This window comes from Brevibacterium sp. 91QC2O2 (assembly GCF_024580695.1).
Classification (GTDB): domain Bacteria; phylum Actinomycetota; class Actinomycetes; order Actinomycetales; family Brevibacteriaceae; genus Brevibacterium; species Brevibacterium moorei.
This window is the reverse complement of sequence record NZ_JANIJY010000039.1, coordinates 1-14011: the sequence shown is the minus strand read 5'-3', so window position 1 is coordinate 14011 and position 14011 is coordinate 1. Positions and strand designations below refer to the sequence as shown.

Below are 14011 nucleotides of genomic sequence, written 5' to 3'. Positions count from 1 at the left end.
CAGGAGGTCCTGCAGATGCAGGACCTCCTGAATGATCGTCCGCGGCGGACGCTTGAGTTCCGTACGCCTCGTGAGAGACTGGATGAACTTATCAGTGGTGTTGCACTAGCACCCTGAAACCGCCGCCGTTTTTCCAGACCAAAGTGACTGCCGATCAGGGGAGATCGGACCAAAGTGACTGCTAATGTGGGGAGGGCGATCTGACTTAACGTTTGTTCAGTAGAGAGGTTTCAATGACGAACCCGACCGAGCCCGGTATGCGGCCCTCCGATCCCGCGGAGATGCTCCCCGCAGACCTGCCGCCGCACCTCATGGCGCAACTTCCCCCGGCCTATTACCTCCCCACAGATGACACGCCCGTCGGCCCCGACGCCGCGGGCCGGGCCATCGCACACTTCGAATCGACGCGCGCCACCACCAGCCCCTGGGATGCGCGCGCTCAGCACGGGGGGCCGCCGGCCGGCCTGTTGGCCCGCGCGGTGGAGGCCCTGCGCCCGGATCCGGACATGCCGATCGCGCGGCTGACCATCGACATGCTCGGCCCCATGCCGCAGGGGCTCATCCGCACCGAGGCCCAGATCGTGCGCCCCGGCAAGCGCATCGAGATGTCCACGGCCCAGATGTACGTGGACGACCGATTGGCGGCCAGTGCCACGGTGTGGCGCAAGCGCTGGGAGCCCGGTGCGACCTCGGCCCCGGATCTGTCCACGGATACCGGCCGCGATGTCCCACCGGCCATCGGCCCCCAGCCGCAGTCCTATTTCCCCGGAATCGGCGAGGACTGGGGCTACGGGAACTCGATCGAATGGCGCCACGTCGACGGGGATTTCGGGACTCCGCCGCCGGCCGGCGAACCGGGCCAGTCCAATGTCTGGACCCGGCAGCGGATCCCGCTGGTGGCCGGAGAGGAGACCGGCCCGGTGCAGCGGATGGCCATCGTCGCCGACTCGGCCAATGGCGTCTCCGGTGCGCTGGACTTCACGAAGTGGATGTTCATCCCGCCCACCATGACGCTGACGGTGCTGCGCCCGGCCCGCGGGCCGTGGCTCAACCTGAGCGCGCAGACTTTCATCAGCGACTCCAGTACGGGCCTGACCACGGGCCGGATCTACGACGAACAGGGCCTGGCCGCCACGGTGGAACAGCCACTACTGGTCGCCCCGCAGCGGTAGCGGGCGACGAACAAAGCGATCCTTGCATTCCAAAGCGAAGATGCGCTTTGGAATGCAGGGATCGCTTTGGAGAACGTTTCCGACAGTTAGACGAACATCCGGAACAGCGGGGAGTCCTGCCCCACCTGTTCGATCTCTAGGGGTGAGGCGTCCATCCGCTGCAGCAGCCCCGGCAGGTCCGAGGCCGCCCCCAGGGTGATGCCCACGAACGCCGGGCCGGTCTCCCGGTCGGAGCGCTTCATGTACTCGAACAGCGCGATGTCGTCATCGGGCCCCAGCACATCGTTGAGGAACCGGCGCAGGGCACCGGGCTCCTGCGGGAAGTTCACGATGAAGTAGTGCTTGAGTCCCTCCCACACCAGCGCCCGTTCGATCACTTCGGAGTAGCGCGAGATGTCGTTGTTGCCGCCGGAGACCAGGCACACCACCGTCGTCCCGGGTTCGACCTCGACCGGGGTGCCGGAACCCACCGGTCCGATCGCGGCCGATGCCAGGGCGCCGGACGGTTCGGCGATGATGCCATCGACCTGGTACAGGTCCAGCATCTCGTGGGCGTCGCGGCCCTCCTCGACCAAGTGCATGGGCACGCGCAGCCGGCTGATGATCTCGAAGGTGACATCGCCTGCGCGCCGGACCGCGGTGCCGTCGGCGAAGCTGTCGATCGAGTCCAGGGCCACGGGCCGCCCGGATGCCAGGGCCGCCGTCATCGAGGCCGCACCCGCCGGTTCGACTCCCACCACGCGGGTGCCTGGCATGTTCTCGGCGGCATAGGTCGCGATCCCGGCGACCACCCCGCCGCCGCCCACGGGCACCACGATGACGTCGGGATCGAGGTCGAGCTGGGAGTGGATCTCCGTGGCGATAGTGCCCTGGCCCGCGATCGTCCGGGGGTCGTCGAAGGCCGAGATCAGCAGTGCCCCGGTCAGGTCGGCGTGCTTGTGCGCCAGATCGGATGCGTCGTCATAGGTGGATCCGTCGATCACGACGTCCACGGAAGGCCCGCCGAAATGACGGATCCGGTCGATCTTCTGCCGCGGCGTGGTCTTGGGGACGAAGATGGTCCCCTGAATGCCCAGATCGGCGCAGGCCCGGGCGAAGCCCTGCGCGTGATTGCCGGCCGATGCGCACACGACCCCGCAGGCGCGCTGGGCGGCGTTGAGCTGCAACATGAAGTTGAAGGCGCCGCGGATCTTGTAGCTGCGCACCGTCTGCAGGTCCTCGCGCTTGAGGTAGACGGTGGCGCCCGTCGCGGCCGAGAGCCGCTCGGAAATGTGCAGGGGAGAGGTGATCACAGAGCTGCTAATTCGCTCAGCGGCGGCCTCGACGTCGATGGCGGTGGGGGGCGTCTGTTTCTTCTGTCCTTCTACCAACACGTTCCCCATTGTGCTCCCGCACCCACGGCTGTCCATATTCCTGGAGGTTGAGTATCGGAATATGAGATTTCCGGTAATCTTCCGGAGACTGAAGTACCGGCGCCCGGTTCCCCAGCGATGTCCCCGCAGGCCATATCCCACATATCCGCCGCCGGTTCGTTAACCTGGGAGGGGCGACTGCGCCCAACAGCACGTACAGTGCGAACAGCAACTTGAACAGCATCGCGAGCTTTCCGATCCGGGGGATACACAGTGGCAATCAGCAGTGATCTCGAACGCCTTCTGTCGTCCTGGCTGCCACGCCAGGACTGGTTCCCTCTGCCGCGGGGCCTGGGCAGCGACCCCGATGTCACCCCCATGTCGACCACCCGGCTGTTCGAATTCGAAGTCGAAGACCAGATCATCCAGGGCCTGCAGGTCATCGTCTCCGTGTCCTTGGAGACCACGGGGCGCACACTGTTGGGAGCGCCGCAGGGACCTGCGACCCGCCGGCTGAGCCTGCCACTGACCCTGCACACCACGGAGAACTTCCCGCTGCGCCCCCACCTGCTGGGCCGTGTCGAGGACCTGGTGCTGGGCCATGTGTGGGTCTACGACGGAACCGCGGACCCGGTGTTCGTCCAGGCCGTCGCGGCCTCCCTGCACACGGGACGCAAATGGGACGACGGCCAGGTGCTGGCCCAGCCCGTGCGCCGAGGCGCCCTGCTGGTCGCCCAGCAACAGGCCGCGATGCTGCCCACCTCGTCCCCTGCGGGTTCCGCTTCCACCGGGGAATCCATCGATGCGCAGGCATCCGGTACGGCACACGCCCCGGCGCCCGCGGCATTGGCCGGGGCCGCCGACGGCCCCGACGCCGCGGCGGCCCCCGGACAGTGGGATGCGGGCGCGCTGGCGCCGGCCGACTCCGCCGATCCGTCCACAAGCGCAGCGGACGCCGATGCCATCTCCTCCGAGGTGCCCATCCCCACCGCCCTGCGCGCAGACCTGGCAGACGACCCGGCCGACTCCGTGCTCCCCGATCCCGCGACCACCGGCGGTCAGGGACTGGCGGGGGCCGCGGCGGGCGCGGGGCGCAGCGCCGCACAGATCATGGCCGATGCCCAGACGGTGCAGCTCTCACCCCTGGACGCCCAGCCCTATGAGACCTCGGTGGTCATCGCCGACCCCGCCCAGCCGGCCATCCTGACCTTCTACCGTGCGCTAGACGAGGGTCTGGGGGGCAATGTCCAGGTGCCGTTGATCCTGACACGGCGCGGTTGCGAGGCGGTCAGCCCGGTGCTCGGCTGGTTGTCGGGCCGCTGGTTCGACGGCGAGGACCTGCGCACCGAATCGGCCCCGCTGGCCATGCTCACCGCCACCGAACGCGGGGCCCGGCCGGCCTGGCGCGAGGCCGTGGACGTGGCGAGCCGGGTCGACTCGGGGGCGATCGGCAGCTGGAATCGGCAGGCCACCGCCCTGGGCCGCAGGGTGGGCGCCCTGCACCTGGACCTGGCACACGAATTCGACGTGCTCAAGAGCGAGGGCGAACCGACCCTGGAACTCGTGTCGAAGTGGAAGGACCGGATCGACTGGGCGCTGGCGCGCGCACCCCTGGCCCTGGGCGACCTGGGCCGGGCCCTGCGCACGCACAAGAAGCAGCTGGACTCGGTGTCGTCCGTGGGCCCGCTGCAGCGGATCCACGGCGCGCTGACGCTGAACCAGGTATCCAGCGGCCGGACCACAGGGTTCACCGTCGGCAGCTTCCCGGCCAAGGGCAGTGAGAAGCTCCAACCGGCCTCGGTCGATTTGGTCGGCCTGCTGCGCAGCATCGACTACGCGGCCGGCTATGCGCGGCTGAACCGCACCGGGCGCCTGGAACAGGGCGCGCTGCCCACCGGTCTGAGCCTGCGGGGCCTGAAACAATCGCGCAAGGAGGTCGAGGAGGTCCTCGAATCCCCCGAACACCTGTGGTCCTCGCAGGCGCAGAACGCCCTGCTCTCCGGTTATTCGCACGTTGTGGGCGCCGGCCTGGGCTACGACGATCCGACCCTGCGCGCCGTGCTCATCGACCGCCTGCTCGTCGAAGTCGTGACCGAACTGCGCAATCGTCCGCCCTACCTGTCCGTTCCGCTCATCGCCCTGGCCCAAGTCCTCCAGGGGTGAGGCGGGGCAGATGAACACCGCGCCCCGACCAGGGAACGCCACGACCGGGCCGGTCAGCAGCCACCGGCCCTCCTACGCCCAGCGCGAGGCCTACCGCGATGCCCTGGCACAGGCCTACGCGGCGGGCCGGCTGGACGACTCGGACTTCGAGGACCGGCTGAACCTGTTGGCCATGGCCGAATCCCTGGCCGATCTCGAGGACCTGGTCGTCGACGTGCCGCGCGCCGACATCGAGGTGCCGGCCGCACCCGCCGCCCGGTCGGCGGGTTCTCGAGGCCGTACCGGCGGTTCCCGCTCTCGCGGATCCAGCGGTTCCAGCGGTTCCAGCCGGCCGGGGCAACCGAACGGACGCCACACCGACCAGGGCGCCAAGGCCAGGGCAGCCCGACTCAAACGCGGCAAGCTGTTGATGACCGGCACCATCATCGTCGGACTCATCATCGGGGCGGGCCTGGGCCGGGAACTGGTGGGACCGCCGGGCCCCGGCGCCGGAACACCGGATTCGGTCCAGGCGGCAGGCGGCGCCGAGCTGCCAGTGGCGGTCAGCCGTGGCCGCATGTCCTACGGATACATCGCCCGGATCGTGGAGAACCTGAACTCGCGCAAGGCCGAGAGCCTCAGATTCAACCCCTATTCGGCGGGTGCGGAGCTGCTCAGCGCCGACAAACGCAAACTGCAGACCATCTCCCTGGACGACGCCGGTGAGCAGGAAGAAGTCGAGAGCGAAGAGGACTACTCACCGGCCAAGGGCAGCGCCGGTTTGTTCACCGTGGAGGAAGTCGACCCTGCAGCGGTCTACGCGGCCATCCTGGCGGCGCCGGGGGTCGCACACGCCCGCACCGGCCTTGAGGGTGAGGAGGGACTGGAGGTCAACGCGGTGCGGATCGACCGGCACTCCGGCACCCCGTTCGCCGGGCAGCGGGCCGGGGGCCTGACGATCAACGTGACCGTCAACCCGCGCGGAACATCGGGCCAGTACGCCAATCTGCGCTGGTCCGGCGATGGGAAACACCTGTTGGAGGCCCGCCGATGAGGCCATCACACGCCGAACGCGCCCCCTATATCGTGGCGCTGCAAGAATCCCTGGTCGACGGGCGCCTGACCCAGGGACTCTACGAGGAACGCCTGGCCGCTGCGGAATCCGCCCAGAGCTTCGACGCCCTCGACAAGCTGTTCACCGACCTGCCCTACGATCCCCGCGCACTGCGCCCGGCCTCGGCGGGCGGAACCGCTGACGGGGCCGCTGCGGATACGGCCGCGAGTCGCCGGAGGGCGAAGAAGCAGGCCGCCAAACGGCGTCGGCGGGAGGCCTCCCGCGGGGCGCGGCGTGACACCGCGGCCCAGGCACCGCCTGGCACCCACGTCCGCAAACTCCTCGGCCGCCTGGTGGTGCTAGTGGTGACGGTCGCCATCGGCGCCGGTGGCTACACCGGAGTGCACATGATTGCCTCCGCCGCGGCGAATCAGGACTCGGCTACCGGCAGGGACATGAGCACCGAGGCCGGTCGGCAACAGCCGGCCCCGGACGATCTGCCGGCCGTCGGGCAGGACTTCGCCAATGTCCCCGCCCTGACCCCCGACACGGTCGCCCGGGTGCTCGACTACGTGGCGGACAAGGGTCCCAAGGGCACGGTGACGAGCCTGCAGGCCTATGACGACTACACGACGGTGGACGTGCAGGGCAAGGGGAAGGGCTCGACCTATCTGGTGTTCCGCGCGGGGGAGGCCCCGCGCTCGCAGGCCCGCAAGGACGTGCGGTTCGAGCCGCTGCGCGATCAGGCGGCCCTCAAGCGGATCGACCTGCAGCAGATCATGGAGCGGGCCAGGGCGGATCTGGGGCAGGACGGGGAGATGCGCAGCATCGACATCTCGTACAGCAACCTCGACAAGGACTATCGGAAGATGGGCGACCGGATCGAGGTGGAGTTCGAGCCGAGCGGTTCGGGGGAGCCCTCGACCATCGCCTACGACCTCAAGGGCAAGAAACTGTACACGGACGATTGAAGGGAATCGATGACGCGGAATCCACAGGCGGGTCACCGGCCGTCGTTCCTGCAGCGCGAGTCATATCGCCAGGCGATCACCGAAGCCTATGCGGATGGGCGGCTGGACGATGACACCTTCGCCGAGCGGATCCGCGCGGTGGACGGGGCACGGAGCCTGGCGCGGCTCGAGGAGTTGATCGCGGATCTGCCGCGGCAGGGGATTCCGCTGCCCGAGGGCATGCCGACCCCGGGCAACGCGGCCAAGTCAGACGGGACTCCTGTGTCGGATGGGACTCCCGAGGCCGACGGGAGGTCGGCCGAGGCCGAGCCTCCGTGGGCGGGCAAGCACGGTGCCGCGCCGCGCTTCGTACCCGAGGGGCGCCGGCGGGCATCGAGTCCGGAAGACGATCGCAGTGCCCCGGACGGCGGTGTGGCGGGGCGCCGGCCGCTGCGGCGTCGTCTGGCGGTCGCCAGTGCCATGGTCGCCTGCCTGGTGGTGGGATTCGCGGCCGGTGGGATCGGGATGACGCTGGCGACCGGGACCCAGGACGATCCCGCGGCCGAGGCCGGCGAGGCTCCGGACGGTGAAGCCGGGCGGGCCGCTGCGCGCGGCGCGCTGGCCGATGGCTTCCTGTCATATGGATACTTGCACGGTCTGCTCACCGCCCTGGATGGGAGGTCGGTGGGGCGGGTGGTCGTCACGGATGCCTCGGCCGAGGCCATGGTCGCCCGCGGGTCCGATTCCGGTGCAGGCGACTCGGGCGCCGGCTGGGCCGGTTCGGGTGGGTCCGATTTCGATCCCGTCGGTTTCGACGAGGAACTGCACGAGGTCGATCCGGCCGCTCCGCTGCCCTGGCTGCCCGAGGGAAAGCGCCCCGGATTCGACACCGGGGATATGAGCGCACAGACCGTATTCGCGGCGGTGAGCCGGGCCCCGGAGGTCCTGGGCCGGCACACGGACAGGTCGGCGGAAGGCCTGCAGGTGTCGAGCCTGACCCTGGTGAAGGATCCGACAGCGGGCAGACCGGTGGGCGGTTCGGCCGACGAGGTCCGGATCCAGGTGGAACTGCGCCGCGCCCCGGGGTCCGACCCGCAGGGACCGGCCGGCGGCATGTTGGTCTGGAACACCGACGGATCGCAGTTGTTGGAGGCGAGGTTCCTGTGAGCGACGGGTCGACGGAGGAACCACGTGCCGGCCGGGGACTGTGGGCCCGGTGGGTGCGCTTTGCCAATAGCGGGCCGTTCATCGGCGGCGCCGTCCTGCTGGTGCTCGGCTCGGTGGCGGGGGTGTACGCCGCCCGACCGGTCGATCCGCCCGACCCCGAACAGCAGACGCACCAGATCACGCAGGCGGGACGGAACGAGTCCGCGCCAAAGGACTTGCCGCACCTGGCCGGGGACTTCACCGATGTGCGCACTCTGGATGCGACGACCATGCGCCGGGTCGTGGATTTCGCCGGGCAGAAGAAACTCGGTCGGATCCTCTCGATTACCGCGTCCCCGGAATCCACGGAACTGGTCACGGGTCCCAGCGGTGGGTTGCCGGGGGACCGCCAGGTGGAATTCCGTCCCGGCCGGGCGCCAGCCTATACGGAGGCGACACAGGTCGAGCGTGATCCGCTCGACGATGTCCGGACGGCGGGGGACCTCGACGTCGGAGAGGTTGTCGAGCGGGCCCGGAAGGATCTGGGGACCAAGGCCGAGTTGTCGTTCCTGCAGGTCGAACACGGACCGGTGAAGGGTCGGGCGGAGCGGGGCCCCCAATCGGATGTCGTGCGGGTCCGGTTCGAAGCGGATGCGAAGTCCGACCCCCAGGTGATCGTGTATCGCCTGCGGGATCTGCGGAAACTGTACGCGGAGGGCTGAGCGGGCGCGCGGCCTCGGTGGTGGCGCGGCGCGTCCCCGGGCGGGACCGGGCCGGGTGAATTTGTCCGGTGCCGGGGATATGGAAGAATGGTCGGGCATGGTGAGTTGACAGAGCGGCCGAATGTGACGGTCTTGAAAACCGTTGAAGGCAACCCCTTCCCCGGGTTCGAATCCCGGACTCACCGCCAGATCATGTGCGCACGCGCATGAACACCAGATAAGCGCGGGAACGACCTGCTGTAACAGGTTGTTCCCGCGCTTATGTGGTGTCCGAGGGGTTGAGTGGCTCGCTAAGCTGGGAGGCGACAGCGACACGGTGGTCCGCCCCGGCCTCGGCCACCGTATCCGGACCGACGAAGGGGAGCCAACCATGGAACTCGCACAGCGCCTGACCCGACTGGGCACGGAGACCTCGTTCTCGGTGGCCCAGGCCGCCGCGAACTGGAAGGCCCGCGGCAACACCGTCTACCCCTTCCACCTGGGTGATATCGACATCCCGACCGCCGGCCACATCGTCGAGGCCCTCGATCGGGCGATCGCCGACGGCCACACCGGCTACTGCCCCGGCGCGGGCATTCCCGAACTGCGTGAGGCCCTGGCCGCCGACATCGGCACCGCCCGCGGGATGGACCTGAACGCTGAGAACATCGTGGTGACCACCGGCGGCAAGCCCGTCATCACGAAGTTCCTGCAGTCCGTGATGAACCCGGGCCAGGAGGTCCTCTACCCCAATCCCGGCTTCCCGATCTACGAATCGCAGATCGAATACCTGGGCGGCACCGCGGTGCCCTACCGCTACGAATCGACCGCGGACGGCTTCGCGCTGGACCTCGACCAGATCCGCTCACTCATCACCGATAACACGGTGGCCATCATCTATAACGACCTGCAGAACCCGATCTCCGCGGAATCGACCCCGGAAGAGCGCCGCGCGCTCGCGGAACTGGCCCAGGAGTTCGACCTGTGGGTGCTGTCCGACGAGGCCTATTTCGACACCCGCTACGAGGGCCGGTCCGAATCGATCGCCTCGCTGCCCGGCATGGCCGAACGCACCGTCATCCTCTACACCTTCTCCAAGAAGTACGCGATGACGGGCTCTCGGCTGGGCTGCGCAGCGGCGCCCAAGCAGATCGCGGACGTCATCTCCACCCTGAACACGAACGACGAATCGTGCACGAACCACTATGTGCAGTGGGCCGGCGTGGCCGCGCTGACCGGGCCGCAGGATTCGGTCGCGGACATGCTCGGGATCCTGCGCGAGCGCCGGGACGTGGCAGCCGGCCTGGTCAACCAGGTGCCCGGCATGCACGTGGCGGTGCCGCAGTCGACCTTCTACCTGTTCCCCGATGTGACGGACGCGGTGGCACGGGTCGGCGCGACCTCGGTGGGCGAGTTCGCGACGGCCGCCCTGCACAATACCGGGGTGTCCTTCTGCACCCGCGAGCACTTCGGTCGCCGCCAGTCCGGTGAGGACCGAGAGTACATCCGCCTGGCCTACTCCGGGATCAGCGCCGAGGACATCGGCGCGGGCCTGGGCCGGTTGCGCGACTGGGTCGCCTCGTACTGAAGCACCGAGGCCGTCAACCACACGACGCCCAGCACGGTCACGACGATCACGCCGGCCAGGTAGAGCCCGTTTGCCAGGTTCTGCGCCTCGGCGACCACGGCTTCGGGTGTGAACCCGTAGGTGGCCTGGTAGCGGCCGGCACCGGTGACCGCCACCGCGATGTAACCCGCGATATTGCCGGCGAGGTCCCAGGCCGCGTGTAACACGGCCACGCCCAGGTAGGTCAGCGCCAGCGGGATCCACGCGGCGATGGGGGCGGTACTCGGGGCCCGCCCGGGTCCGGCCGCGGCGGCACGGCGGGCGTCGAGGCGGCCGAGCACGGCGAACAGGGCTGCGCCGACGATCGCGGTCCACAGGATGTGGCCGGCCGGTGCCAGCAGGCCGCGCAGAGCCTCGGTTTCCAACAGCGCCAGCAGATCGATCCCGCCACCGTCCAGCGAGGAGTTCAGCGCATAGCCCGCGGACTCGAAGGCCGCGAAGCCGGCGCCCACGACGACGCCCAACCAGGCGCCGAGCCCCGGCGTCCTGCGCACGATGTGGCGGGCCGCGCAGGCCAGCACCGTCAGCTTGACCGCTTCTTCGATGAACCCGGCGGCCAGTAGCGAGGTCAGAGTGCCGGAGACCTTGGCCTCGAAGATGGAGGCCGCCAGCACGCCGAAGATGCCGCCTACGAAGAAGGCCATGAGCAGCCGCGTCGGGTTGATCCGGCCCCGCGTCTTCTCGATGGCCAGCAGACTGGCCGAGAACGGCACGAGGAAACTGCCCACCAGGATCAGGGTGGGCACGAGGTTGGCATTGCGGGTGAGGATCGTGACGATGACCGTCAGCACCCACAGACCCAGACCGCCCAGCAGCGCCTTCCACCAGTAGCCCCGGCGGAAGCCTGTTGTGGTCGGACCGGTTGCGGTCGGATCGGTCACAGGGACCCTGGGTGCGTATTTCGGGTATTCCGGTATAAGAGTCATGGTCGCACTCCTTGCAGCGTCGGGGCCGTCTGCCCCATGTCGTTCATGGAACGCTCCGCCGCTTGCCGCCCGCTGTTGCGAATCTATGCCGCAGCTGTGAAAGCGCCCGTGTGTCGTGCATGCCGATTAGCCTGGGGCCATGGACACGTCTCACCTTGAACCGTTGAGCGAGCCGGCCGGGGTCGCCGGACAGACTGGACAGGCCGGACAGGCCGAGTCGGGAGAACCGGCGGCGTCCCTGTACGAAACCGTTGTGAGCAATCGGGGCGGCACCTCGGGCTGGGTCGACGTTGCCGGCGGGATGCGCCTGCCGACGGGTCAGCCGGAGGCCGGTGCGGCCGGGGCCAACCCCGAGCAGTTCCTCGGGATGGCCTGGAGCACGTGCCTGAACTCCGCCGTGGCCAAGGTGCTCGCGCAACGGGGCCTGGACCCGGCACTGCACGCGTCCACAGTGACCGTCACCGTCCGGCTGTTCGGCGAGGCGGACGGCGAATTCCGGTTCGCGCCCCACGCCGCCGTGCACGTGCCGGGCCTGCCAGCCGAGCAAGTGCGCGAGGTCGTGACGGCCGCGCATGCGCGCTGCCCCATGTCGAAGCTGCTGACCGGCCGGGGCACCGCCACCGTCGAGGCTCTCGCCTCTGATGAGGTGAGCTGACCGGGCCGGGGGCGCTGACCGGCCGGTCGGGCTGAATTGGCTGGTCGAGCTGACCGGGCCGGGTCCCGCTGGAGCAGCCAGCCCCTAGCCACGGCCGGCCCCGCTGGAGCCGGCCCCGGCCCCGGCCGCCCGACCTACCCCTGCGCGGTGACCCGGTACAGGGGGATGGCGATGTCGTCGACGATGCGCGCGAGTTCCGCATCGTCGACCTCGCGCTCGAGCACCGCGAACCTGAGGACGGCCAAAGGTGCGGTGAGAACGTGGGCGGGGATGTCCCGGGGTCCGAGTTCGCCGCGCGCGCGGGCGGCCGTGGTGATGTCGCGGAGGAATGATTCGACCCTGGTGGCCAGTTCGGCGTCGCCCGGCAGCCCGGCCATGAGTTCGTCCAGCAGTTCCTGATCCGCCTCGCCCAGCAGTGCCCGGCTGGTCTGGGGGCCGAGGCGCCGGCTGGGGGCCGAGATCGCAGTGAAGAGGTCGATGAGCTCGGTTCGCAAAGTGGCCGCGGCCGGACCGGCGCCGCCGGGTTCCGGCGGCTCGAAATTCGAGGTGAAGGCCGCCGCGACCATCTGGGCGCGGGAGGCGTACCGCCGGGCCAGGACGGGCCGGCTGGTCCGCGCGCGCTTGGCGACGCCGGCGAAGCCGACTCCCGCATAGCCGTGCTCGCGCAGTTCGGCCAGAACGGCCTCGTGGATCGCGTCTTCCAATTCGGTGCCGCGTCTGCGGGTCCGGGGTGCCGTGCCCGCATCCCTGCTCTGCTCACTCACATTCTGTATTCTCCCAGGAAAATTCGCCTTCGCAATAAGATGCAGGGTGTATCTTATTTACATGAGCACAGAAAAGGGCCTCGCGGGGCAGACGAACCAGCAGGACACTGCGAACCGGAGCGCAAAGAACCAGAGCGCCACAGGCAGGCGCGCCCTGGTGGTGGGGCTGGGTATCAGCGGCATCGCCTCGGCGATCGCGCTCAAGCAGTCGGGCTGGGAGCCCGTGATCGTGGAGAAGGCCCCGGCGCGCCGCCGCGGCGGATACTTCATCGGCCTGTTCGGCCTGGGGTGGATCGCAGCGGACCATCTGGGCGCGCTGCCCGGTCTGCACGACCGGCGCAGCCCGGCCTCGCAGAACTTCGCGATCGACCGCACCGGGATCATCGGCGACACCCTGGGGTTCGCCGATGCCCCGGCGGACTTCGGGCCGTGGATGATGCTGCGCGGCGATGTGGAACAGGCGACCTTCGACGCCCTGCCCGACGATGTGGAGATCCGCTACAACACCCGTCCTGTCGATATTTGGCAGAACGCCTCAGGGGTGCGCGTGACTCTGGAGGACTCCACGACGGGGGAGAGGACCCAGGAGGAGTACGAGCTGCTGGTGGGAGCCGACGGCATCCACTCCCAGGTCCGCGAAATGGTCTTCGGGCCTGCACAGAAGTATCTGCACGAACTCGGCACCATGATCTGCGCCTTCGAACTGCCGGAGAACCCGCCGGGGCTCAAGCCCGATCAGGGCGTCATCCTGACCGAGGTGGGCAAGGCGTTCTGGGTCTTCCCCTTCGCCGACCACCCCGCCACCGTGCTGTTCACCTGGGCCTCGGACGATCCCGGAGCGGAACGGAAGCTCGATCCCAAACAGCACATCAGAGAGGTCTTCGGCGATCAGCCGTACGGCACGTACATGGAGTGCGCCCTGGACCAGCTGGATCGGGCCGATGAGTTCCTCTACGACACCACCGAACAGGTGAAAATGGACAGCTGGCACCGCGGCCGCGTCGTCCTGGTGGGCGATTCCGCCTGGTGCCCCACCCTGTACTCGGGGATGGGCGCGACCTCCGGGATCGGCGGGGCCGATCTGCTGGGCGCGGCCCTGCGCAAGCACCCCGACGACCTGGATGCGGCGCTGGACGGCTGGGAGAAGGTCATGCGGCCCAAGATCGCGAACTTCCAGAAGGAGGGGGCGACTCAGGGCCGGAAGAACTTCGTATCGCTGACTCAGGCGGAACTGGACAAGCGGAACAAGAGCGTCGGCCAGCGCCGCAAGATGATCAAGAACCCGATCGTCGGCAGGCTGCTCAAGCACGTGCCGATGATCAGGAACCGCAACGCGGATCTGACCGCACTGCTCTAGCCGCCTGCCCGCCACATCACATGCGCAAACCTGCAGTACCCCTCTTTGCCAAGCTGGTTGTGAGTCAGTCACGATCAAGCAAAGGAGAGTGATCTCGCATGGTCAGCGTTGTGGGATTCACCGTCGAAGAGGTCCGTGAGTTCGTTCGCGAGTACGAGCGTCAGC

General features: G+C 68.8%; 12 protein-coding genes and 1 tRNA gene. 10 read left to right on the top strand and 3 right to left on the bottom strand.

Going from position 1 to position 14011, the window contains the following annotated elements:
- Positions 1-233: 233 nt before the first annotated feature.
- A complete protein-coding gene (locus NQ036_RS15150; RefSeq protein ID WP_257049354.1) occupies positions 234-1172 on the top strand; it encodes a thioesterase family protein in 939 nt (312 codons plus the stop codon).
- Between the two features lie 86 nt (positions 1173-1258).
- Here the strand turns inward: NQ036_RS15150 and ilvA are convergent, their stop codons facing one another.
- On the bottom strand, positions 1259-2554 hold the full coding sequence (gene ilvA, locus NQ036_RS15145) for a threonine ammonia-lyase IlvA (RefSeq protein WP_257049353.1): 1296 nt from the start codon (positions 2552-2554) through the stop codon (positions 1259-1261).
- Positions 2555-2797: 243 nt separating this feature from the next.
- Between ilvA and NQ036_RS15140 the strand changes: the two genes are divergently transcribed.
- The 7 genes from NQ036_RS15140 to NQ036_RS15110 all read left to right on the top strand — a co-directional run bounded on the left by NQ036_RS15140 (position 2798) and on the right by NQ036_RS15110 (position 10105).
- Positions 2798-4687 carry a hypothetical protein gene (locus NQ036_RS15140; protein ID WP_257059946.1) on the top strand — a complete coding sequence of 630 codons (1890 nt, stop codon included), beginning with the start codon at positions 2798-2800 and terminating at the stop codon, positions 4685-4687.
- Between the two features lie 10 nt (positions 4688-4697).
- Complete coding sequence (locus NQ036_RS15135) at positions 4698-5720, top strand: DUF1707 domain-containing protein (protein ID WP_257059944.1); 1023 nt, start codon at positions 4698-4700, stop codon at positions 5718-5720.
- Positions 5717-6691: a DUF1707 domain-containing protein gene (locus NQ036_RS15130; protein ID WP_257059943.1), complete on the top strand. Its 975-nt coding sequence runs from the start codon at positions 5717-5719 to the stop codon at positions 6689-6691. Before NQ036_RS15135 ends, NQ036_RS15130 begins: the two co-directional genes overlap by 4 nt.
- A gap of 9 nt (positions 6692-6700) precedes the next feature.
- Entirely contained in the window at positions 6701-7837 is a 1137-nt protein-coding gene (locus tag NQ036_RS15125; protein WP_257059942.1) for a DUF1707 domain-containing protein, read from the top strand.
- Entirely contained in the window at positions 7834-8538 is a 705-nt protein-coding gene (locus NQ036_RS15120) for a hypothetical protein (RefSeq protein ID WP_257059941.1), read from the top strand. Before NQ036_RS15125 ends, NQ036_RS15120 begins: the two co-directional genes overlap by 4 nt.
- A gap of 99 nt (positions 8539-8637) precedes the next feature.
- Positions 8638-8726: transfer RNA gene (locus NQ036_RS15115), tRNA-Ser, on the top strand.
- Between the two features lie 182 nt (positions 8727-8908).
- Positions 8909-10105: a pyridoxal phosphate-dependent aminotransferase gene (locus NQ036_RS15110; protein WP_257059939.1), complete on the top strand. Its 1197-nt coding sequence runs from the start codon at positions 8909-8911 to the stop codon at positions 10103-10105.
- Here the strand turns inward: NQ036_RS15110 and NQ036_RS15105 are convergent.
- Positions 10033-11070 carry a PrsW family intramembrane metalloprotease gene (locus NQ036_RS15105; protein WP_257059938.1) on the bottom strand — a complete coding sequence of 346 codons (1038 nt, stop codon included), beginning with the start codon at positions 11068-11070 and terminating at the stop codon, positions 10033-10035. The two genes, NQ036_RS15110 and NQ036_RS15105, sit on opposite strands and share 73 nt — an antisense overlap.
- A gap of 139 nt (positions 11071-11209) precedes the next feature.
- Between NQ036_RS15105 and NQ036_RS15100 the strand changes: the two genes are divergently transcribed.
- Positions 11210-11725: an OsmC family protein gene (locus NQ036_RS15100; RefSeq protein ID WP_257059937.1), complete on the top strand. Its 516-nt coding sequence runs from the start codon at positions 11210-11212 to the stop codon at positions 11723-11725.
- A gap of 134 nt (positions 11726-11859) precedes the next feature.
- Here the strand turns inward: NQ036_RS15100 and NQ036_RS15095 are convergent, their stop codons facing one another.
- The gene (locus NQ036_RS15095; protein WP_257049340.1) at positions 11860-12489 is read right to left on the bottom strand and encodes a TetR/AcrR family transcriptional regulator; all 630 of its coding nucleotides are present in this window, start codon (positions 12487-12489) and stop codon (positions 11860-11862) included.
- A gap of 61 nt (positions 12490-12550) precedes the next feature.
- Between NQ036_RS15095 and NQ036_RS15090 the strand changes: the two genes are divergently transcribed.
- Positions 12551-13846 carry an FAD-dependent monooxygenase gene (locus NQ036_RS15090; RefSeq protein ID WP_257059936.1) on the top strand — a complete coding sequence of 432 codons (1296 nt, stop codon included), beginning with the start codon at positions 12551-12553 and terminating at the stop codon, positions 13844-13846.
- Positions 13847-14011: the final 165 nt, after the last annotated feature.